At 73.6% G+C, this 19,826-nt stretch carries 20 protein-coding genes; 9 read left to right on the top strand and 11 right to left on the bottom strand.

The features are described from left to right. The first annotated feature begins 1 nt into the window (after position 1). A complete protein-coding gene (locus tag ABTY59_RS24660) occupies positions 2-961 on the top strand; it encodes an ABC transporter substrate-binding protein (protein WP_352021197.1) in 960 nt (319 codons plus the stop codon). A gap of 204 nt (positions 962-1,165) precedes the next feature. On the opposite strand, the gene ABTY59_RS24665 is transcribed toward ABTY59_RS24660, so the two are convergent. Then, positions 1,166-2,380, bottom strand: a complete 1,215-nt coding sequence (locus tag ABTY59_RS24665; protein ID WP_352021198.1) for a glycoside hydrolase family 64 protein — start codon at positions 2,378-2,380, stop codon at positions 1,166-1,168. Between the two features lie 467 nt (positions 2,381-2,847). Between ABTY59_RS24665 and ABTY59_RS24670 the strand changes: the two genes are divergently transcribed. After that, entirely contained in the window at positions 2,848-3,534 is a 687-nt protein-coding gene (locus tag ABTY59_RS24670) for a hypothetical protein (protein ID WP_352021199.1), read from the top strand. A 129-nt stretch (positions 3,535-3,663) separates the two neighbouring features. On the opposite strand, the gene ABTY59_RS24675 is transcribed toward ABTY59_RS24670, so the two are convergent. After that, entirely contained in the window at positions 3,664-4,284 is a 621-nt protein-coding gene (locus ABTY59_RS24675) for a TIGR03086 family metal-binding protein (protein WP_352021200.1), read from the bottom strand. Between the two features lie 62 nt (positions 4,285-4,346). Here ABTY59_RS24675 and ABTY59_RS24680 point away from each other — a divergent pair, with 62 nt between their 5' ends. Beyond that, complete coding sequence (locus tag ABTY59_RS24680; RefSeq protein WP_352021201.1) at positions 4,347-5,372, top strand: helix-turn-helix transcriptional regulator; 1,026 nt, start codon at positions 4,347-4,349, stop codon at positions 5,370-5,372. A gap of 133 nt (positions 5,373-5,505) precedes the next feature. After that, complete coding sequence (locus ABTY59_RS24685; protein WP_352021202.1) at positions 5,506-6,192, top strand: response regulator; 687 nt, start codon at positions 5,506-5,508, stop codon at positions 6,190-6,192. Between the two features lie 6 nt (positions 6,193-6,198). Here ABTY59_RS24685 and ABTY59_RS24690 read toward each other — a convergent pair whose 3' ends face one another. After that, positions 6,199-7,929 (bottom strand): sensor histidine kinase, encoded by a 1,731-nt coding sequence (locus tag ABTY59_RS24690; RefSeq protein WP_352021203.1) that lies wholly within the window; start codon positions 7,927-7,929, stop codon positions 6,199-6,201. A gap of 208 nt (positions 7,930-8,137) precedes the next feature. Beyond that, positions 8,138-9,040 (bottom strand): universal stress protein, encoded by a 903-nt coding sequence (locus tag ABTY59_RS24695; protein ID WP_352021204.1) that lies wholly within the window; start codon positions 9,038-9,040, stop codon positions 8,138-8,140. 263 nt (positions 9,041-9,303) lie between these two features. On the opposite strand from ABTY59_RS24695, the gene ABTY59_RS24700 reads away from it, so the two are divergent. Genes ABTY59_RS24700 through ABTY59_RS24710 form a run of 3 tightly spaced genes read left to right on the top strand, consistent with a single transcriptional unit; the run spans position 9,304 to position 11,311 of the window. Then, positions 9,304-9,642, top strand: coding sequence for a CBS domain-containing protein (locus ABTY59_RS24700; protein WP_352021205.1), 339 nt, complete (start codon positions 9,304-9,306; stop codon positions 9,640-9,642). After that, complete coding sequence (locus ABTY59_RS24705) at positions 9,624-10,613, top strand: Acg family FMN-binding oxidoreductase (protein WP_403541156.1); 990 nt, start codon at positions 9,624-9,626, stop codon at positions 10,611-10,613. The genes ABTY59_RS24700 and ABTY59_RS24705 overlap by 19 nt, the downstream gene beginning before the upstream one ends. Before the next feature lie 26 nt (positions 10,614-10,639). Further along, entirely contained in the window at positions 10,640-11,311 is a 672-nt protein-coding gene (locus tag ABTY59_RS24710) for a CBS domain-containing protein (RefSeq protein ID WP_352021206.1), read from the top strand. A 45-nt stretch (positions 11,312-11,356) separates the two neighbouring features. Here ABTY59_RS24710 and ABTY59_RS24715 read toward each other — a convergent pair whose 3' ends face one another. The 4 genes from ABTY59_RS24715 to ABTY59_RS24730 form a co-directional block, all read right to left on the bottom strand. Further along, positions 11,357-11,767: an STAS domain-containing protein gene (locus ABTY59_RS24715; protein ID WP_352021207.1), complete on the bottom strand. Its 411-nt coding sequence runs from the start codon at positions 11,765-11,767 to the stop codon at positions 11,357-11,359. Next, positions 11,764-12,885, bottom strand: coding sequence for a cobalamin B12-binding domain-containing protein (locus ABTY59_RS24720; protein ID WP_352021208.1), 1,122 nt, complete (start codon positions 12,883-12,885; stop codon positions 11,764-11,766). The genes ABTY59_RS24715 and ABTY59_RS24720 overlap by 4 nt, the downstream gene beginning before the upstream one ends. After that, complete coding sequence (locus tag ABTY59_RS24725; RefSeq protein WP_352021209.1) at positions 12,882-14,561, bottom strand: PP2C family protein-serine/threonine phosphatase; 1,680 nt, start codon at positions 14,559-14,561, stop codon at positions 12,882-12,884. The genes ABTY59_RS24720 and ABTY59_RS24725 overlap by 4 nt, the downstream gene beginning before the upstream one ends. A gap of 239 nt (positions 14,562-14,800) precedes the next feature. After that, positions 14,801-15,535, bottom strand: coding sequence for a DUF1206 domain-containing protein (locus ABTY59_RS24730; RefSeq protein WP_352021343.1), 735 nt, complete (start codon positions 15,533-15,535; stop codon positions 14,801-14,803). A gap of 229 nt (positions 15,536-15,764) precedes the next feature. Here ABTY59_RS24730 and ABTY59_RS24735 point away from each other — a divergent pair, with 229 nt between their 5' ends. Then, positions 15,765-16,022, top strand: a complete 258-nt coding sequence (locus tag ABTY59_RS24735; RefSeq protein ID WP_352021210.1) for a WhiB family transcriptional regulator — start codon at positions 15,765-15,767, stop codon at positions 16,020-16,022. 47 nt (positions 16,023-16,069) lie between these two features. Here ABTY59_RS24735 and ABTY59_RS24740 read toward each other — a convergent pair whose 3' ends face one another. Both ABTY59_RS24740 and ABTY59_RS24745 read right to left on the bottom strand, forming a co-directional pair. Further along, positions 16,070-16,546: an ATP-binding protein gene (locus tag ABTY59_RS24740; RefSeq protein WP_352021211.1), complete on the bottom strand. Its 477-nt coding sequence runs from the start codon at positions 16,544-16,546 to the stop codon at positions 16,070-16,072. Positions 16,547-16,646: 100 nt separating this feature from the next. After that, complete coding sequence (locus tag ABTY59_RS24745; protein ID WP_352021212.1) at positions 16,647-17,867, bottom strand: PP2C family protein-serine/threonine phosphatase; 1,221 nt, start codon at positions 17,865-17,867, stop codon at positions 16,647-16,649. A gap of 107 nt (positions 17,868-17,974) precedes the next feature. Here ABTY59_RS24745 and ABTY59_RS24750 point away from each other — a divergent pair, with 107 nt between their 5' ends. Next, complete coding sequence (locus tag ABTY59_RS24750) at positions 17,975-18,487, top strand: MarR family winged helix-turn-helix transcriptional regulator (protein ID WP_352021213.1); 513 nt, start codon at positions 17,975-17,977, stop codon at positions 18,485-18,487. Between the two features lie 173 nt (positions 18,488-18,660). Here ABTY59_RS24750 and ABTY59_RS24755 read toward each other — a convergent pair whose 3' ends face one another. After that, on the bottom strand, positions 18,661-19,821 hold the full coding sequence (locus ABTY59_RS24755) for a PP2C family protein-serine/threonine phosphatase (protein WP_352021214.1): 1,161 nt from the start codon (positions 19,819-19,821) through the stop codon (positions 18,661-18,663). Positions 19,822-19,826 lie beyond the last annotated feature (5 nt).

A 19,826-nucleotide genomic window follows, 5' to 3' on the forward strand; every position in this document is an offset into this window, starting at 1 on the left:
GATGGCTCGCACACGTCTCGCCGCCCTCGTGGCCGCACTCACCCTGACGGCCCTCACGGGCTGTGGCGCCGCCGACATGACCAGCCAGGCCTCGCCGTACGCCGACGCCGGGGGCTCCCGCGCGGTGACGTTGTCCGTGCAGTCGTGGGTGGGGGCGCAGGCGAACGTCGCCGTCGCCCAGTACCTGCTGGAGCACGAGCTCGGCTACCGGGTGGACACCGTGCAGATCGACGAGGTGCCCGCCTGGGACGCGCTCAGCCAGGGCCGCGTCGACGCCATCCTGGAGGACTGGGGCCACCCGGACCAGGAGCAGCGGTACATCGACGACAAGCGGACGATCGAGCGCGGCGGAGATCTCGGGGTGACGGGCCACATCGGCTGGTTCGTGCCGACGTACTTCGCCGAGGAGCACCCGGACGTCACCGACTGGAAGAACCTGAACGAGTACGCCGACGCGTTCCGTACCGCGGAGAGCGGCGGCAAGGGCCAGCTGATGGACGGCTCCCCGTCGTACGTCACGAACGACAAGGCGCTCGTGGACAACCTGGGCCTCGACTACCAGGTGGTGTTCGCGGGCTCGGAAGCCGCGCAGATCACGCAGATCAAGCAGTTCGCCGCGGAGAGGAAGCCGTTCCTGACCTACTGGTACAAGCCCCAGTGGCTGTTCGAGAAGGTCCCGATGACGGAGGTGAAGCTGCCCGCGTACAAGGAGGGCTGCGACGCCGATCCGGACGAGGTGGCCTGCGCCTACCCGCACACACCGCTGCAGAAGTTCCTCAACGCCCGGTTCGCCCGGGACGGGGGCGACGCCGCCGCGTTCCTGAAGAGGTTCCGGTGGACGACCGACATGCAGAACGACGTCGCCCTGATGATCGCCGAACAGAAGCTGGCGCCGCAGGAGGCGGCCCGCCGGTGGGTGAAGGAGAACGAGTCCACCTGGCGGGCCTGGCTCCCGTCCTGACGCCGGACCAGAGGGTGCGGTGAGCAGACGGACGTCGCCCAGGGGGTGTTTCGAAAGTCCTGTGCGGTGCCCGCGGTGTCCGGTGCGTGCCCTCGGCGTGCCGGACGAAGGCCCTCGTAGCGGAGCTACTCGGGTCTTTGGCCGGTGCGGCGATGGGGGCGTGCCGGGCGCCGCGGGTGCTGTGCGGGACTTTCGAAACACCCCCTAGTCGAACGGGTCCAGCGTGATGTACGCCTGGCGCGGGTCGCCGGCGTGCACCAGCGATTCGTGCGCGCCCACGTCGTCGAAGGCGAAGCCGTAGGCCTTGCCGTCGGCCATCCGCTCGTGGATCGCGCGGGAGTAGTGGTTGGTCACCGCGTCCTTGTAGAAGGAGGCCGCCGAGCCGTCCGGCTGGTTCGGGTTGGCGAGGAGGGTGGAGCGGTTGTAACCGGCGCAGAGGGTACGGGAGATGGGGCCGCGCACCTGGTCGTTCGGGGCGTCGAGGAGCTTGTAGCAGCCGAAGACGCTGTCGGAGTCGGGCTTCTGGAAGGAGGTGACGACGGCCCCGGCGCCGTCGGTGAAGTTCATGACGTTCCCGGAGACCCTGCCGTAGTACCTGACCGAGGGCTGGTTCGCGAAGGGCGTCACCGTCAGGGGCGTCGTGGCGTACTTGCTCCACACGCGGTTGATGTAGTCGCTCATCGCCCCCGCCGGCAGCGCGCCGGCCTCGATGCCGTGGCCGGGTGCCAGCGCGCGCAGCACGGTGCCGTCGGAGCGGGTCTGGATCAGGTCGGCCCAGCCGCCGGGCCGGGCGCGCAGCGCCTCGTAGAAGCCCCGGTAGCCGCCGGGCTTGAGGCGGCCGGTGTTCACGACGGTGCCGTCGGGGTGCTTCACACCGACGGCGTAGGGCGCCGAGACCATGTCGACCTGGGTGCTGTTGAGCCAGAGTCCCGCGTCGTTGAGGGTGTACTCGGACCAGTTGAAGAGGATGTTCCGGTTCGGGTCGGTGGGGTTCTGCACCGCGGGCTGCACGAGCCCGCCGGTCGCCAGCTTGAAGACCAGCTTCTGTCCGTAGCTGAAGTAGATCCGGCCCGAGAACTTCGGCAGCCGGATCGTCAGCGATCGGCCGCCGGCCGGGCCCGTGATGGCGGCGTCGGGCGCGGGCACGGGCGTGGAGCCGCCGGCGGGCCAGGGGTGGAAGGTGCCGTTCGCGTCGGCCCAGCCCTGCCGACCGGTCGAGAGCTCGGTGCCGAGGTTGTACACGTAGACCTGCTCGCCTCGACCGGAGTTGTTGGTGAAGGTGAGCGGGATCGTCGCCGGGACGGCGGCGGAGGCCGGGTCCGGGCCGGAAGCCCCGACGACGGCGACGGTGCCGCCGATGAGCGCGGCGGCGGCCAGAGGGACGAGCCGGGCGCGGGTGCGCCGGTGGCGTGGGGACATGGTGACTCCTCGGAGGTGGGGGCTCCGTGCGGGGGACGAGAGCGCGTGAGAGCGCTCTCAAGAATGGTGACGACGTGAGGGCCCTGTCAACAGAAGGACAGAGCAAGCCCGTTGGCGACCACGGTGGGCGCCGTGCTCCGTCGCCGCTCGCAGGGCCCGGACCAGGCCCTCGGAGGTGGGACCGCGCAGCGGTACGACCCGGGGGCGGCGCCCGGCGCGGGGGGGGCGATGGCGTCCCGTACGAGACGGAGCAGCGTGCCGTCGGCTCTTGCGGCCGCCGACCGCGCGACGCGGCGCCGCGCGCGTACGCCACCGCGCCGGTCGAGGCCGCGCGTACCCCACCGCGCCGGTCGAGGTGCGCGGGCGTGCCTGCCGTGGAGGTCCGCCATCGCTGCGCCGGACCGCTATATGTTCCGAGGGCAGGACGGCGACAACCACTCCGCACTCGACCGTAAGGGCCGCCACCGATGACCGGACGCAGCACCGACGCAACCGCGAGCCCGAGCCGGGACGAGCCCGTCGGGGAGGCGCGCTGGCCGATGGCCACGGCCGTCGTCGCGGCGATGCTGCTGACCGTCCTGCTCCCCGACGACCTCCGTCTCGCGCCTCGCTGGGTGCTCCCGGCTCTCGAAGGACTGCTCCTGCTCGCGCTCATCGCCGGCGACCCCGGCCGGATCGACCGGCGCTCGACGGCATTGCGCACCCTGTCGATCGCCCTGGTGTGCGTCCTCGCCCTCAGCGCCGTGTGGTCCACCGCCCGGCTGGTCGACGACATCCTCCAGGGCGGCAAGGAGACCGACTCCGCCACCGGCCTGCTGCAGAGCGGCAGCACGGTGTGGGCCTGCACGGTCCTGGCCTTCTCCCTGCTGTACTCCGAACTCGACTGCGGCGGGGCCGCGGCCCGCGCCCACCACATGCCCCGCACCCCCGCGCTGGCCTTCCCGCAGCAGCTCAACCCCGAGGTGGCGCGGGCCGGCTGGCGGCCCCGCTTCGTCGACTACCTCTACCTCGCCCTGACCAACGCCACCGCGTTCAGCCCGACCGACGTGATGCCCCTGGCGCCCTGGGCCAAGATCGCCATGGGGGTCCAGTCCCTCGTCTCCCTGCTCATCCTCGGCCTGGTGGTCGCCCGCGCCGTCAACGTCCTGGCCTGACCCGCGGTCACCGCGCGGGAGGGCTCCTGCCGGCCGACGCGCGCCGCACGGCGCCGCGAGGACCGGACGTACGGGGCGGGGCGCCCCCACCCAGGGGAGTGCCCCGTCCCGTATCCGCAAGCCCGTCGCTCACGGCTTGCGTCCGCACCAGGCCACGAGGCGGTCGATGGCCGGCGCGTCCGCGTCGACGTCCACCGCGGCCCCGAACGGCGCACCCTCGCGCGGCCCGTCCGGCAGCCCGCGCCTCATCGCCGCGTACGAGATCGCCACGAGCTTCGGGTCCCAGTCCGGGAACTGACCGGTCGCGGTGGCCACGTCCCAGGTGTGCACGGTGAACTCCGAGGTCCACACGGCCGCGGCGGCAGCCCCCGGCACGCTCCCGAACGGCAGGGTCAGCGTCCGGCCCAGCACCGCGGGATCCGCCCACGCCGCCTCGACCTCGCGCACCGCCGCGTCCCACGCCTCCTGCCGGCCGCCGTCCGAAAGGTCGTCGGCGACCGTGGGGAGGCTCATTACGTCGCCGCCGCGCCCGGCGACGGCGATCCGGCGCAGGACGGCCACGAGGTGCCCGGCCAACCGCCGGACGGTGAATTCGGGGCAGGGCGTGGGCCCGTCGAGCTGCTCGGGCCGCACCGCGGCAACGGTACGTCCGGCCAGCGCGATCGCGTCCAGCAGGCCCCGACGAGGGTCGTCGGTGGCGTCGGAGGTGGTGGCGGCAGAGGACTGCGGGGTGTTCTCGGTGTGCGTCATGACCTCATCCTGGAAGCCGAAGAGGTCACCTCCTGACCCCTTTCCCAAAGAGAATCATCAGCATGAGAGCCGATCGACTCGTGGCGACCCTGCTGTTCCTCCAGACACGCACCCGTGTGACCGTGGCGGAGGTCGCCGCAGAACTCGAAGTGTCACCGCGGACCGCACGCCGCGACCTGGAAGCCCTGTCCACCGCGGGCGTCCCCGTCTACTCGCAGCGTGGCCGCGGCGGCGGATGGTCGCTGGTCGGCGGCGCCCGCACGGACCTCACCGGGCTGACCGCCGAGGAGATCCGGGCGCTGTTCCTGCTCGCCGGCCCCTCCTCGACCACGCCCGAACTCCGCACGGCACTGCGCAAGCTGGTACGCGCACTGCCCGCACCCCTGCGTTCGGGCGCCGAGGCGGCGTCGCGGGCCGGCCTCGTCGACGGCACCGACTGGTCACGCGCCGACGTCACGGCCACCGGACCGCACCGCGACACCCTCCAGCGGGCCGTGGTCGACGGGATCCAGGTGCGACTGGGGTACGCCGGGCCCGGCAAGCCCGTCGGCACGCGCACCGTCCATCCCCTCGGGCTCGTGGCCAAGGCGGGTCGCGACTACCTCATCGCCGACACCGAGCGGGGCCTGCGGACCTTCCGGCTCAGCCGCGTCGCCTCCGTCGAAGCCACCGGCGAACCCGTCGTACGGCCCGACGGCTTCGACCTCCCCACGGTCTGGCGTTCGTTCGCCGCGCGCCTGGAGGAGCGGCTGTACGCGGCGACGGTCCGGGCCCGGGCCGAGCCGGACGCCGTGACCATCCTGCAAAGGCTGTTCGACGGACGCCTGCACCTCGGTCCGACGCTCCCCGACGGACGGACCGAGATACGCGTCGACGGCCCGACACCCGAAGTCGTCGCGTCACAGCTGGCCGGCCTGGGGGCACGCATCGAGGTACTGGACCCGCCAGAGGCCAGGGAGCGGCTCGCACGCCTCGCGGTCGAACTGGCCGGGGTCTACGGACCGCCGCCTTCCCCCGGAGCGGGAGGTGACGCGCCGCCCCCGCCGTCGACCCCCGATTCCGGCGCCACCCCGCGGCGGGAACCCTGAGCCCCCACCCTCCGCCCCAGCGCGGACGGGTGGCACCCGGTGCCGCCGTCGGCGGTCGGCAACCCGTGCCGGCCGCGCATGACGGACAATCCTTGTGGGGGCGTGTACGAGCCCACCGACCGCAGGGGGCGCCATGTCCGGTCCGCCGACAGCCACCGCACCCACTCGGGTCTTCCTCGTCGACGATCACGAGGTCGTGCGCCGGGGTCTTCGTGACCTGATCGACGACGAGCCCGACCTCGAAGTGGTCGGGGAGGCGGCGACGGCGGGGCAGGCCGTGGCCCGGGGTCCGGCGCTGCGGCCGGACGTCGCCGTTCTCGACGTGCGGCTTCCGGACGGCGACGGCGTCTCCGTCTGCCGGGAGCTCCGGTCCCGGATGCCCGGGCTGGCCTGCCTGATGCTGACCTCGTTCGACGACGAGGACGCCCTGCTCGACGCGATCATGGCGGGCGCGGCCGGTTACGTGCTCAAGCAGATCAAGGGCTCCGACCTCGTGTCGGCGGTGCGGACCGTGGCCACGGGGCAGTCGATGCTGGACCCGGCCACCACCGCGCGGCTCATGCGCTCGCTCCGGGACCCGGCGGCGGCCGAACCACCTGAGGACGAGCGGCTCGCCGTGCTGTCCGAGCGGGAGCGGTCCGTACTCGACCTCATCGGTGAGGGCCTCACCAACCGGCAGATCGCGAAGCGGCTCTACCTGTCGGAGAAGACCGTCAAGAACCACATCTCACGGTTGCTCGGCAAGCTCGGCGTGGAACGCCGCGTGCAGGCCGCCGTCATCGCCGCGCAGGCGCACGAGCGCGCCTCCGAGGAGAGGTAGGGCCGCTCACGCCCGCTCGTCGGGCAGCGGGATCCGCCACTCCAGCACCGTGCCCCCGCGCGGCTCCGCACGCGCGTGGACCGACAGGGTGCCGCCCAGCCGCTCGGCCCTCTCGGAGAGGTTCCGCAGGCCGCTGCGGGCGCCGCCCGGCGGAATGCCCGTACCGTCGTCGCTCACCGTCACCTCCAGCACGCCGTCCTCGGCGATGAGCGACACCTCCGCCCTGCGGGCCCGCGCGTGCCGGGCCACGTTGGTGAGCGCCTCGCCGACGACCGCGATCACCTCGTCGGCCGTGTCGCTGGGCACGTCCGTGTCGAGGAGGCCCTCCATGCGCAGGGCCGGGGCGAAACCGAGCGTGGTCGCGGCCTCCTCCACCGCTCTGACCACGCGGTTCCTGAGCTTCGGAGCCTCCGCGCTCTCGTGTTCCCGGAGGCCGAAGATGGTCGATCTGATGATCTTGATGGTGGCGTCGAGGTCGTCGATCGCCCGGGACAACCGGGCCACGGCCTCCGGATGCTCGACGAACCGGCGGGCGCTCTGCAGCGTCATCCCGGTGGCGAACAGACGCTGGATCGCCAGGTCGTGCAGGTCGCGGGCGATCCGGTCACGGTCCTCCAGGAGACTCACCTGCTCGGCGTCACGCCGCCGGTCGGCCAGTTCGAGCGCGAGAGCCGCCTGCCCCGCGAATCCGGGGAGAGCGGTGATCTCCAGGCCCGTGAACGGGGGGCGCCCGTGCCGCCGCGCGAGGATCAGCACCCCGCTGAGCCGCTCCTTGGTGCCGACCGTGACGGCCACCGCCGGCCCGAAGCCCGCCCACCGCTCGGGCTGCACCCTGATCCGCGGCTCGTTCTCGACGTCGGCGACCGTGAGCAGGCCCTCCTGCGCGAGGGCGGCCTCTGCCAGGGTTCCGTCGCTGGTCGGCAGGACGACGCCCCGGTGCGCTTCGGCTCCCTCCCCACGGGCGAGCGAGCCGCGCAGTTCGCCGCCGGCACCCATCAGGTAGAAGACCCCCATGTCGGCGCCCGCGATGTCCACGGCCTGCTCCAGCATCTCGTCGAGCACCTCGGTCTCCTCGGCCCCGGACAGGAGAGCGCTGGTCAGGTCGGAGTTCGCGGCGAGCCATCGCTGCCTGAGGCGGCCCTCCTCGTAGAGGCGGGCGTTCTCGATCGCGATGCCGGCCGCGACGGCCAGGGTCGTCACGACGGCCTCGTCCTCGGTGTCGAAGTCGCCCCCTCCGCGCTTCTCGGTCAGGTAGAGGTTGCCGAACACGTCGTCGCGGACCCGGATGGGCACGCCCAGGAAGGTGTGCATCGGAGGATGGTGCGGTGGGAAGCCGTACGAGGCGGGGTGCTCGGACAGCTCGGCGAGCCGCAGTGGCTGCGGGTTGCGGATCAGCTCACCGAGGAGCCCGTGGCCGGAGGGCAGGGCCCCGATCCGCACCCGCAGGTCGTCCCCGATGCCCACGGGGAGGAACTCGGACAGTCTCCGGTCGTCGCCGATGACGCCCAGAGCGCCGTACTCGGCGTCCACGAGGGTCACCGCCGCTTCCACGATGCCCCTGAGTACCTGAGGAAGGTCGAGTTCCCTGCCCACGGACATGACGGCTTCGAGGAGTCCGTTGAGGCGGTCCCTCGTGCCCCGCACGTCGTCGATGCGCGTCTGGAGCTCGTCGAGCAGCTCGTCGAGCCTCAGCCGCGGAATCCTGCTGTCCGTCGGCCCCGGGCGCTCCCGCTCCATCGCCACCTCCGGCCACGTCGAGCGCCGTGTCCGCGCCGGACGGGCTCTCCTTCACGGTAGTCCCGATGTGCCGGACGCTCCTGCCCGATGCGCCCGCGCGGGGCCGGAGGCAGCCCGGACAGGGGCCTGGCAGCATGACGGGATCGCCGCGGCCGGTAGTCGACGGGGCCGACGTCGATGTCGTTGTCGTGGCGTTCCGTCGCGCGTGTCATGACGTGCTCCCGTGTCCGGGGCCTTGCCGGGGGATCAGCTCCACGGGGCAGTGGGCGTGCTGCAGGAGGCCGAGCGTCGTGCGCCCGAGGGTGGGCCCGAGGTATCCGGGCGCCCGTCGGCCTCCGAGGACGACGAGGTCGGCGTGGTGGGACGCGTCGACGAGAGCCCCGGGCACGCTGTGGCTCTTCTGCCCGTCCTCGTACACGGTGAGTTCGGGGAACTCCTGTCGGACGCGGTCCGAGACCGAGGACAGCGCGCGGACGTGAGCGCGGGCGGCTGCCTCTCCGCCTTCGCGCGCCACCGCCCTCGAGCCGCTGGACAGCCCCGTACCCCAGATGTGCAGCAGCCGCAGCGGCACCTTGCGCAGCATCGCCTCGCGGGCGGCCTCGCGGGCACAGCCGACGTCGCCCTCGTCCCGCACCGCTGCCAGGACGACCCCCTCCTCGACGGACCCGGCGGCTCCACGCACCACGACGACGGGTGTGGTCGCGGCAGCCGCGACCTCCAGACCGACCGATCCGAGCAACAGGGAGGAGAAGCCGCCGAGGCCCCGGTGTCCGACCACGATGGTGCCGGTCGGGGCGGCGGCGCGACGCAGGCTCCCGGGGGGCGCGCCCCCGGTGAGCTCCGTGACGACCGTGGGCTCCGGGTGGCGTGCCGTGACCGCCTCGGCGGTCCGGTCCAGCAGCTCCCGCCCTGCCCGCCGGATCCGGGTGATCTCGGCCTGGGACAGGAACGGCGGCAGTGGCTCCGTGTCCGTCGCATGAACGAGGCAGAGGGTGCGGGCCCGCAGCGCTGCCTCGGCTGCCGCCCACATCGCCGCCGTACGAGCGGACGGCGAGCCGTCGACACCCACCACGACGTCGCCGAGGCCGGGACGGGCTGTGGTTCCGTCCATGGCTCCTCCTCATGCGGTTCGAGGGACTCCTTCCACCCTGGCGGCTGGTCCCGGGCGGCCGGAGGGCCGCTGGGCCCAAGGTGGGGGCCCGAAGGTCCCCACACGGGCGGGACGCGACGCGGACGGCGGTGAGGAGCCCGTTCGGTCCTGACGCTGGACCATTCGGCCCTCCCCCGGCTCCGCGCGTGCGCCGGAGGGTGGGGTGAGGCGGGACAGCGCACCCTCCGCGCCCTCGCCCTCTTCCTCGGACAGGAGGCGCGGCGATGAAGCAACTGAAGGTCGGCGGCCTCATGAGCGACGACGTGGTCTCCGCCGTGCCCGAGACCTCGTTCAGGCAGGTGGCCGAGCTGCTCGCCGCGCACGAGATCAGTGGGGTGCCCGTGGTGGACGAGGACGATCACGTCCTCGGGGTCGTGTCCGGGAGCGACCTCCTGGCCGACGACGCACGGACGGCGCGGGAGCTGATGAGCGTGCCGGCCGTCATGGTCCAGAGCGGATGGACGGTGTCGTCGCGGTCGTGGACCGGCTGTCCTGCGTCGAGGACGACATCCGTCGCGCGCCACTCACCGCGGAAGGAAGAACCGTGGCCACCACCGATCTGACCCGACCCCTCGTGATGTCACTCGTCGAGGACGCCGTCACGGCGCCGTCGATGCACAACGCACAGCCGTGGACGTTCGTCGCCAGGACGGAAGCCGGCGTCATCGAGCTGCACGGGGATCCCCGGCGCGCCTTGCCGCACGGAGACCCCGATCACCGCGCGCTCCACGTCGGCTGCGGCGCGGCCCTGTTCGGTCTGCGGGTCGCCGCCGCGCACCGGTCCCTGCGTCCTGTCGTACGGCTGCTGCCCTCCCCCGGAGATCCCTGGCACTTCGCCGACGTGCGGTTCGACGGCCCCGCCGGGTCCGACGCCGATCTGGGCGCGCTCCATGCGGCCCTGGCACGGCGGCACACGAGCCGCTTCCCGTTCACGGAGGAGCGGATCCCCGACGAGGTGGTCGACGGACTCCGGGCGGCAGCCCTGCTCGAAGGCTGCAGGCTGGTCGTACCGGGCGAGTGGCACGCCGTCGCGGTCATGGGTCTCGTCCACGCCTCCGCGCTGTTCGAAGCGGCGGACGAGGCCGTACGCGCGGAGATCGCCGCCTGGACGCGCACCGGTGCGGCCGGCGAAGGCCCTCCCACCGAGGGCGTTCCCTCGTACGCCTTCGGTCCGCGGCAGTACGACGTGACCTCCCCGGTCAGGGACTTCGACTCCCTCCGCCGGGTGCCCGACCGTGATGCGGCCCGCTTCGAGAAGAGGCCGCAGATCGCGCTGCTCGGCACGCTGGAGGACACACCGGAGGACTGGCTGAAGGCGGGCCAGGCGCTGCAGCACGTCCTTCTGCGGGCCACTCTCGACGGTCTCGCGACCTCGCTGATGTCCCAGCCCCTGGAGTGGCCCGAGCTCCGCTTCGACGCCCGCGATCCCGGCGCGGCCATCGGCTTCGTCCACATGGTGCTCCGTCTGGGGTACGGCCCCGGAGGGCGGACCACGCCCCGCAGGCCCGTCTCCGAGGTGCTCACGTTCGGCTGAACCCAGGTGGGCGGGAAGGAGACACCATGCACACCACGGAGGTCGTGAGCACTCGGCCGTTCACCGTCGCCGACGTGATGACCGGGACGGTCGTCACCGTCCCGCCCGGCGCGGAGTTCAAGGAGATCGTCGCCACCATGGAGCGGTGGAAGGTGACCGCCGTGCCCGTGGTCGGGAGTGGGGGCCGCGTGCTCGGAGTGGTGTCCGAGGCGGACCTGCTCCTCAAGGAGGAGTTCCACGACCACCGCCTCGGCCTCGTCGAACAGATGCGACACCTGGACGCCACCGCCAAGGCCGGCTCCCGGCGTGCCGGGGACCTGATGACCTCGCCCGCCGTCACCGTCGCGCCCGAGGCGTCGCTGCCCCAGGCCGCGCGTCTGATGGCCGCCCGTCGCGTCAAGCGGCTGCCGGTCGTCGACGCGAGCGGCGCGATCCAGGGGATCGTGAGCCGCGCCGACCTCCTCAAGGTCTTCCTCCGCCCGGACGACGACCTCGCCGCCGAGGTGCGCCACGACGTGGTCGAGCCCCTGTTCCCGCTCTCCCACCGGGAGGTCGGGGTGCGTGTCGACGCGGGTGTCGTGACCCTGTCGGGCGCGGTCCGTGACACCGCGCTCGTCCCTCTCGCGGCCCGCCTGGCCCGCGCCGTCGAAGGCGTGGTGGACGTACGGTGCGAGCTCACCGCCCGGGGCGGTAGGTGACCGCCGCGGCGCCGTGCGAGGTCGCGTCGGAGGTCCCGTCCCCGCTCACGGCGGCCAGGGCCCCTCCGCCGTGCCGCTCAGGGTGTCGCCGTCCGTCCTCGCCGTCTCGGGTCCCGCGGGCGCGGACCGGCCCGTCAGGTGCTCGTACGTGCCGGTGAGGACCAGCAGCCTGTCGAGGGAGGCGGGTCGGTGATCGAGGTGCAGCCGCACGCCCGCGGCGGCCGCCCGCCGGTGCAGAGCCAGCAGGGTGGAGAGGCCCATCGAGTCGCACAGCGCCATCCGGGCGCAGTCGAGCCGGATGTCCGACGGGCCGGTCGTCGTGTCGAGGTGGGCGCGGACCGCTTCCAGCAGCTCGTCGGCGGAGTCCCAGGCGAGGTCGCCGGCGAGTTCCGCGTACAGGACGCCGTCCACCGACGGGATGACGTTGAGCTCGAAGGTGGTGTCGGGTGTGGTCATGAGGGGGATCCGGGGGCCGAGGGGGCGGGTACGCGGGTGAGGGCGCGGCGTCCGGCGACGAGGTGGGACCGCGCGCGGGGGAAGTCGCGCTGTGCGTCGGTGAGGAGGTCGAGGGCGGCCGCCAGCGCGTGGGCCGGGACTCCGCGGGCCCGCAGGATTCCGGCGGTCCAGGTGACGAAGCGGGTGAACAGGTCGGCGTCGTCGGCGTAGAGGGAGGCGGCGAGGAAGTCGACGATGTGCGCGATGTCCTCGGCGGTCCGCTCCCGTTGGCGTTCGGTGTACGCGGCCATGGCCGGGAACGCGCCCTCCAGTTCCCGGAGGACGTGGCGGATCAGCTGAGTGCGGCTGCGCGTGACGAGGGTGTACTCCTGGTCGGACAGGTGGGGCAGTTCGCCGGCCGGATCACGCAGCGGGTTCTCGGGCCGGCGCGGTCCGTCGGCGAGGAGGGTGGCGGCGGCGCGGGCGTCGGGGGCCCATCCGTCCGCGCCGAGCAGCCGGGCGTACGTGCCGTCGGGGCCGAAGGCGGCTCCTCCGACGAGGACGGGGATCCCGATGGCCTGGACGGCGGTGACGGCGGCGTGGGCCGTCGGGAGGCGGAGGGGGAGGGACGCCGAGAGCGCGACGGCGTCCCCTCCGGTCTGGTGCAGGTGGGCGATCAGGTGCGGGGTGGGGACGTGGGCCCCGAGGTAGTCGACGAGGAAGCCCCGGCCGCGCAGGACCTCCGCGAGGAGGCGGGCGGGCAGCGCGTGCCATTCGCCGTCGACGCAGGCGACGGTGACGCGCCGGGGCGCGGCGCCGCTCTCCGGCACACCACCCGGCCCGCCGGGAGCGGGGCGGCTCGGGGTCCGGTGGGCCAGCGCGGCGATGACGCGGTCCTGGATGGCCGTCACGGCGTGCTCCTGGGCGACGCCGATGCGGCCCGTGGCCCATTCGACGCCGACTCTGGCCTGGACGGGCCCGATCACGTCGAGCAGGAGGTCCTCCACCGAGGTGCCCGCGTCGTGGGCGCCGAGGACGGCGGCGCCGGCCGCCGCCTCGTCCCTCGCCTCCAGGGCCGTCCAGAGCCGTTCGCGGAGGGTGGAGAGTGCGGGGGGCGAGGTCCTGGTGTGCGTGGTCATGCGGTGTACCTGCCCCGGGTGTGGCCGTTCACCGCGGACAGATGGGTGGTGTGCGGCGCGGTGATCGCGACGACGGCCATGTCGTCGTGCGGTCCGCGGCCGACCCAGTCCCCGGCGATCATCTGGAGGCGTTCGACGACGGCCTCGGCGGGGAGCCCGACGCACTCGGCCAGCGCGTCCCGGAGCCGGTCGTCGCCGAACATGGCCGAGCCGAGCGGCCCGCCCCGGGCCTCCGTGATGCCGTCCGTGTAGAGCAGGCACGTCTCCCCGGGCGCCAGGTGCACGGTCGCGGACCGGGAGGTGACGTCGGGGAGCGCGCCCACGAGGGTCCCGCTCGTGTCGGCCTCCTCCACCTCTCCGGTGGTGCGCAGGATCAGCGGGCGCGGATGGCCGGCGCTCGTCAGCCGCAGTCGCACCCGGCCTCCGGATCGTCGCACCGAGGCGAGGACGAGGGTGGCGAAGCGCGTGTGGCGGGTGGTCAGGAGGGCGCCGTTGAGCAGTCGCAGGACGTCCTGGTGGTCGTCGGCGAGGGGCAGCAGGGCCTGGACGGTGCTGCGGATCCGGCCGGTGAGCACGGCGGCGTCGAGGCCCTTGCCGCACACGTCGCCCAGGACGGCGAGCGTCTCCTCCCCCTCGGTGGAGCCGGCGTGCACGTCGTAGAAGTCGCCTCCGATCCGCTCCGTGTCCTGGGAGGTCCGGTAGCCGCCGGCGAAGTCGACTCCGTGGACGTGGTGGAGTTGCGGCGGGAGGAGTTCGGCGATCAGCGCGCGGGTGACGCGTGCCTGTTCCGCGTACAGGCGGGCGGCCGACAGGGCGGCTCCGGCGCGGGCGGCGAAGAGCCGGGCGAAGAGTTCCTCCGACGCGTCGAAGGCCCTGCGTCCGCCACGGCGCAGCAGGATCAGGACGCCCGCCGGCATGCCGTGGCCGGGCAGCGGTGTGACGGCGACGGCGCCGGGGGCTCCTTCGAAGCCTTCGGGCACCGCCCATTCCGGCAGGTCCGCGGGGTCGATCCACCGGGCGGGCACCGGGGGGAAGCCCTGGAGGGCCTCGGCCAGGCCGGGGACCGACGCGGGGTCCATCGTCACCTGCCTCCGGTCGCACCTCTCGCCGACCGCGGTGACGACGGCGTACCGATTCCGCACCGGCGGGGAGATGACGAGCGCCGCGTCGCCGAGGTGGGCGGCGGCGAGCAGGGCCGCCTTCTCCAGGCAGCGGTCCGGGTTCAGGGAGGCGAGGAGTTGGGTGGAGGCCTCGGCCAGGAGCGCGGTGCGCTCCCGCTCGGTCCGCAGGGCGTCCTCCACGGCGATCAGGTCGGAGTCGTCGACGAGCCACCAGGCGACGTCGCCCTGGCCGGACTCGGTGGGGTGGGCCCGCAGGAAGCGGCCCTCGTGGGCCCCCCTCAGTGCGGCGCGGCCAACCGTCACGGAGGCGGGCGCGGGCTGTGCGCGTGCCGGGTGGGCCAGGCGTCGGTGGGCGTCGGCCAGCCAGGTCGGGACGACCTCGTCCAGCCATGAGCCGACTCCCATCTGCGGGAAGAGGTCGGCGGCGGCGGCGTTGAACTCCACGACTCCGCCCTCGCGATCGGCCACCACGGCCGGATGGGGGGAGCGCAGCCAGGAGGTGCCCTCTCCGGCCGGGTCGCCTCGGGGGCCGAACTCGTCTTCGAAAACAGTCATATGCGTGGCCCGCGCGGCGTGGCCCGCCACCTTCCCAGTCGACGAAAGCTCGTCCGTCCACCTTTCCCCAGTGGGCGCCGCACATCAAGTGAGTCCCCCTCTTCCGGTACGCACCGGGCACGCCTTCGCGATAACCGCACCGTCCGGGCACAGGGGCTTCACCGGAGGGACACCTCTCCCGGCCGAAGCGCCCGCACGGGACACGGTGACGCCGGCCGGTCAGGCTCGCTCCCTCGCGGTCAGACCTCGCGCCACGTCGCCTGGCCGAACGAGAACAGTCCGAAGAGCACCAGGGCGAGGGCGACCGCGAGCAGCAGCCAGGGACCCGCAGGGGTCTGCGCGAACGAACGGATCGCGTCGTCCACGCCCTTGGCCTCGCCCGGGTCGAACGCCACGGCGGCCTTCACGCCGGAGACACCGACCGCGGCGAGGACGAGACCGCGCCCGGCGCCGCCGGCGACCCCGGTCACGTCCATGAAGCGGCGCTGGTATGTCTTCAGGCACCCCCACGCGAGACGGTCCCGGTACGTCCGGAGAACCGCCCGGCCCGCGATCCACAGCCCGGCCGCCACGACACCCACGGCCACCGCGCCGACCCACCAGCGGCCGCCGGGCAGATCCAGGAGGCGGCTGGTGACGTCCCGGCTCTGACGGTCGGTCGAGCCCTCTCCGCTTCCCCGCTCGCCCGCGGCGAAGGCGAGGACGAGGAAGGCGGAGCCGGCGTAGAAGACGCAGCGGACGGCGGACAGGGCCCGCTTGCGCACCTTGTCCCCGTCGGGTCCGGCAGCGCCGAAGGCGGCCTCCGACAGCCGCCACAGCGCCATCCCGGCCAGACCGGCGCCGAGCGTCCAGAGCAGCACGGCCCCGAACGGCGTGGCGGCGATCCGCGCGAGGGCCCCTCCCCGGTCGGCCTGCTCGCCCGATCCCGTCAGGGCGATGCGTACGGCCAGGGCTCCGATGAGCAGGTACAGCATGCCCCGCGCCGCGAATCCGGCCCGGGCGGCCGCCCGGACGGCCTCGCCGCGGACCGCGCTCTCCGTTCCGGCCGCGTGGGCCCGTGTGGTGGTCACGTCGACTCGCTCCTCTCGGTCGACCCTCCGGGTGCCCCGTCCGCTCCGGACCATTCCTGCCCGGGTTTCGTGCGCGGACGAGCGGTCAGGCGGACGGGAGACGGATCCCGACACGACGTGCCAGGAGGCTCGCATGGACAGCTGGCGTACGGCCGCGGCCTGTCAGGAGGTCGACCCCGATCTGTTCTTCCCGGTGGGCGTCGGCCCCGCCGCGCTCGCCCAGGCCGAGGAGGCCAAGGAGGTCTGCCGGATCTGCCCGGTGCGGGAGGAGTGCCTGCGCTGGGCCCTGGCGGAGCCCCATCCGCCGTCGGGCGTGTGGGGCGGCCTCACCGAGACCGAGCGGACCTCGCTGCGGCGCCGGTCGCGCCGCGCGGCGGACCGGCGGCGGTGACCTCTCGCCCGGTCCGCGGTGTGCCGTGGACCGGGTGGGGCCGGGCGTCAGCGGGCGCGCCGGGCCGCCCGGTCGGCGTACTGCGGCAGCAGGGAGAGGCAGGCCCGGACTCGCTTGCCGTCCGGGGTCGGCTCCACGCCGAGGCTCTCGCAGACGGCGACGACGATCTCGACGCCGTGCTGGCCGATGCGGCGGGGGTCGTGTCCGCGGGGGACGGGGGCGGCCGTCTCGCGGTCGAAGACCGAGATCACCAGGGTGTCGCGGCGCAGCTCCAGGAGCAGCCGGCAGGGGCCGGAGGTGTGCCGCACCGCGTTGGTCACCAGCTCGCTGACGACCAGCTGCGCCGTCTCGACCCGCTCACCGGCGACCGGTGCGTGCCGCACGGACGGGACGGCGGCGAGGAAGTCGGCCGTGAACGCGCGGGCGGAGGCGATCGCGCCGCCGCCGGACGCGGCGTCGTAGAGGACGCTCGCGGACAGCAAGGGTTCCGGCGCCGCGCACTCCGCGGTGATCGCGTCCGTCATGGCGCTGGTACTCCCCTCGTCCGGTGGGGCGGTTCCTGCCGGGTACCCCCGTACTCCGCCTTTCCCCTCTTCGTGGTTCCCACACCGCCCGCAACGGGGATCACACCTCCGGCAGGCGTTCGGCAGGGGGCGGACCGGGTTTCCGGCCCGGCTCCGCGCCCCGTGACCGGGTTCCGTGGCCGTGCCAGTCGAGACACAGTACGAGGACGGCGTCCGGTGCGCCACGGGGTGACGTGCGCAGCGCCCGGACGACGGCCCCGGAAGCGTCCGCGCCGTTCATCCCGTGCGTACGGTCCAGGGCCCGGGCGACCGGGCCGTCCGGGGACTCGCACTCCCCCGCGGGCGCGGCTCCGCCGGTGCCGTGGGCGACGAAGACCAGCCGGTCGCCGGGCAGGAGGCACAGGTGCTGGGTGGCGTAGACGGTGTCCTCGAACATGCCGAGGGGCAGCTGCCGGTCCAGCTCGATGCGCTCGCCCACGGCGTCGCGGATCCGCCAGAGCGTCGGCGATCCGGCGTCGACCACGTCGATCGCGCCGGTGGTCAGGTCGAGGCGCAGCAGCAGGGCGGCGAGGACGCTCCTCCCCCGGTACTGCCCGTAGAGGGCCTGGTCGGTGAGGCTGGCCTGGCCCACCAGGTCGAGTCCGGCACGGCGGGCGTTGCGGACGGCCGTCAGGGCGAGCGTGCTCACGAGGGCGGCCGGTGTGCCCGGTCCGGCGCCGTCCGCGACGATCAGCAGGAGTTCGTCCTCGGTCACGCTCCAGTCCAGGAGGTGTCCGCCCGAGGTGTAGGCGGGTTCCCAGTGGGCGTGGAGGTCGAAGGCGGGCCCGGCGCAGGCACGGCCCGGCAGGGTGTCCCACTGCATCTCCCCCGCGACGGTGAGGGCGTGGGTCCTGCGGGTGCTGCGGTAGAGGTCGGTGTGGCGGTCGGCGACGCGCAGGGCGTGTCCGAGCGTCTCGGCGACCCGGCCGAGACTCGCGGTCGTGTCCGGGGTGCCCCGGTCCGCGGGAAGGCCGACCACGAGGACGCCGAACCGGTCGCCGCGGACCGTGACGGGAAGGTAAACGGTCGCCGTGGGCCCGACATCACGGAAAAGATATGGTTGCTGGGTGCGGAAGACCCGACCGGCGGGGCCCGCGTCCACGGGCACGTGCCGCACCCCGGCAGGCGCCTGCACGGGCTCCACGGGGCGCAGGGACGTGAATCCGTAGTCGATGAGCAGCAGGTCGGCCGAGGTCGCGGCGTACAGCCGCGCGAGACTGGTACGGAGGGAGTCCAGGAGGAGGTGTGGTGCCGCCCCGCGCAGTGCGCTTTCCACTGTCACGTGTCGATCCACCGTATGCGTACCGCCTTCTGGAGAGTTGTGGAGATGACCGGTCCGTCGCACGGCCGACGTGCTCGGTCACGGACGCCCGAGGAGTGTCGGCAGTCATGACCACCCATCCCGCCCCGCCGCCGGGGGAACCGCAGCAGACGGCCGAGGCCGCCCGGGAGCTCATCGAGCTGCTGGAGGTGCTGTGGGAGCGCGGCCGGGACATGGTGTCGGCGACACCGGTCTCGGCGAGTCAGCTGCGCGTGCTGTACAGCCTGGACCGCGAGGAGGGCATCAGTCTGCGCACCCTCGGCGACCTCCTCGGGTCCGCGCCGCCCTCCGTGAGCCGCATGTGCGACCGGCTGGAGGCGCTGGGCTTCGTCCAGCGCCTGCCCAGTTCCGTCAGCCGGAGGCAGCTGGAACTGCACCTGACCGCTCACGGCAAGGCCTACCTGCGGGATCTGCGGGTCCAGCGCGAGGAGGCCCTGCTCGCGGTCATCGCCGGCATGTCGGCGACGAGCCGCAAGGCTCTGCTGCGGGGGCTGACCGGTTTCCGGGAGGCCCTGGACGACAGCGGTCCGACCGCCTCGTCACGCCCTCACACGCCGCTGAAGGACGTCAGCTCGGCCTGATGCCGGAGCATCGCCGGCGCGCGTTCCGGTGCCGGGGCCTGCTCCGGCCCCGGCTCCGGATCCGGCCGGGCGAACCCCCCATGTCCCCATTGCCACCTCTGGTCGTCCTCGATGCGATCCACCGGCACACGCCGAATGTTGCCTCAAGGATACAGTTGCCACACGGCAACTGTTTACGCGGCACCGTGCCAGTCGAGACAGACCACGAGGGCGTCGTCGTCCAGCGGGCTGCCGCCGTGGTGCACGGCGAGCTCCCGGAGCATCGCCTGGGGCACCTGCGTGGGCGGCAGCAGGCGCGTCCCCCTGAGCGCGCGGGCCAGGGCCCTGTCCCCGTAGCTCTCCCCCGCCGGCGAGACGGAGGCGTACACGCCGTCGCTGCCGAACAGCAGACGGTCCCCCGGCCGCACGCCGAACCGCTCGGGCACGTACGCGGTCTCCTCGAACATGCCGAGCGGCAGTTGCGCCTCGAATCCGATGGACTCGACGGACTGGCCGCGCAGCCGCCACAGACGGGGCGAGCCGGCGTCCACGGCCTCCACCTCGCCCGTGGCCAGGTCGAAGGAGAGCAGCAGGACCGCGACGAAGGCCTCGCCCCGGTACTGCGCGTACACGGCCTGGTCGGCCAGGGCCGCCTGGTCCGCCAGGCCGAGACCGGCCCGGCGGGCGTTGCGGAGCGCGTTGATGGCGAGGTTCGTCAGCAGGGCGGCCTCGATGCCCTCGCCCATGCCGTTGGTGACGGTGAGGGTCAGACGGCCGTCGGACACCGACCAGTCGTAGTTGTCGCCGAAGATCGCGTAGGCGGGTTCCAGATGGGCCGCGAGGGCGAACTCCGGGCGGGCGCACGAACGGCCGGGCAGCAGCTGCCACTGCATCTCCGCCGCGAGCGTGAGCCGCGTCGCCCGCCGCGCCAGGACGTACAGGTCCGTGTCCCGCTCGGCCACCAGGATCTCGTGCCCCAGCGCCTCGCAGACCTGGGTCAGTCCCGGGAGCAGCGGCCGCAGGTCGGCCTCCGGGGACAGCTCGACGGTCAGGACGCCCAGCCGGTCGCCGCGGACGGTCACGGGCAGGTGGACCAGGTCCGCTGCGGGCCCCCGGACGACGTACGGCTCCTGGGCGCCGACGGCGCGCCCCTGCGGACTGTCCCCGATCGGGACCGACGGATCCGCCCCCGGGACGCGCCCGACGAGCTGGAGCGTCCGCAGGCCGTAGTCGGCGAGGCGGAGCTCCACCCGCAGGGCGTCACAGCGCTTCCGCAGGGCGTCCTCGACGACGCTCACCAGCCGGTGCGGGGCCGCCCGGCGAAGCGCCTGCTCGACGTCGGCGATCTCGTCCACGCTCT

Origin of the sequence: Streptomyces sp. NPDC096079 (assembly GCF_040303145.1) — a bacterium.
Taxonomy (GTDB): Bacteria; Actinomycetota; Actinomycetes; order Streptomycetales; family Streptomycetaceae; genus Streptomyces.

Coding starts and splice junctions, on each gene's coding strand:
- ABTY59_RS24660 (WP_352021197.1), top strand. CDS start 2: ATGGCTCGCACACGTCTCGCCGCCCTCGTGGCCGCACTCACCCTGACG.
- ABTY59_RS24665 (WP_352021198.1), bottom strand. CDS start 2,380: ATGTCCCCACGCCACCGGCGCACCCGCGCCCGGCTCGTCCCTCTGGCC.
- ABTY59_RS24670 (WP_352021199.1), top strand. CDS start 2,848: ATGACCGGACGCAGCACCGACGCAACCGCGAGCCCGAGCCGGGACGAG.
- ABTY59_RS24675 (WP_352021200.1), bottom strand. CDS start 4,284: ATGACGCACACCGAGAACACCCCGCAGTCCTCTGCCGCCACCACCTCC.
- ABTY59_RS24680 (WP_352021201.1), top strand. CDS start 4,347: ATGAGAGCCGATCGACTCGTGGCGACCCTGCTGTTCCTCCAGACACGC.
- ABTY59_RS24685 (WP_352021202.1), top strand. CDS start 5,506: ATGTCCGGTCCGCCGACAGCCACCGCACCCACTCGGGTCTTCCTCGTC.
- ABTY59_RS24690 (WP_352021203.1), bottom strand. CDS start 7,929: ATGGAGCGGGAGCGCCCGGGGCCGACGGACAGCAGGATTCCGCGGCTG.
- ABTY59_RS24695 (WP_352021204.1), bottom strand. CDS start 9,040: ATGGACGGAACCACAGCCCGTCCCGGCCTCGGCGACGTCGTGGTGGGT.
- ABTY59_RS24700 (WP_352021205.1), top strand. CDS start 9,304: ATGAAGCAACTGAAGGTCGGCGGCCTCATGAGCGACGACGTGGTCTCC.
- ABTY59_RS24710 (WP_352021206.1), top strand. CDS start 10,640: ATGCACACCACGGAGGTCGTGAGCACTCGGCCGTTCACCGTCGCCGAC.
- ABTY59_RS24715 (WP_352021207.1), bottom strand. CDS start 11,767: ATGACCACACCCGACACCACCTTCGAGCTCAACGTCATCCCGTCGGTG.
- ABTY59_RS24720 (WP_352021208.1), bottom strand. CDS start 12,885: ATGACCACGCACACCAGGACCTCGCCCCCCGCACTCTCCACCCTCCGC.
- ABTY59_RS24725 (WP_352021209.1), bottom strand. CDS start 14,561: ATGACTGTTTTCGAAGACGAGTTCGGCCCCCGAGGCGACCCGGCCGGA.
- ABTY59_RS24730 (WP_352021343.1), bottom strand. CDS start 15,535: ATGCTGTACCTGCTCATCGGAGCCCTGGCCGTACGCATCGCCCTGACG.
- ABTY59_RS24735 (WP_352021210.1), top strand. CDS start 15,765: ATGGACAGCTGGCGTACGGCCGCGGCCTGTCAGGAGGTCGACCCCGAT.
- ABTY59_RS24740 (WP_352021211.1), bottom strand. CDS start 16,546: ATGACGGACGCGATCACCGCGGAGTGCGCGGCGCCGGAACCCTTGCTG.
- ABTY59_RS24750 (WP_352021213.1), top strand. CDS start 17,975: ATGACCACCCATCCCGCCCCGCCGCCGGGGGAACCGCAGCAGACGGCC.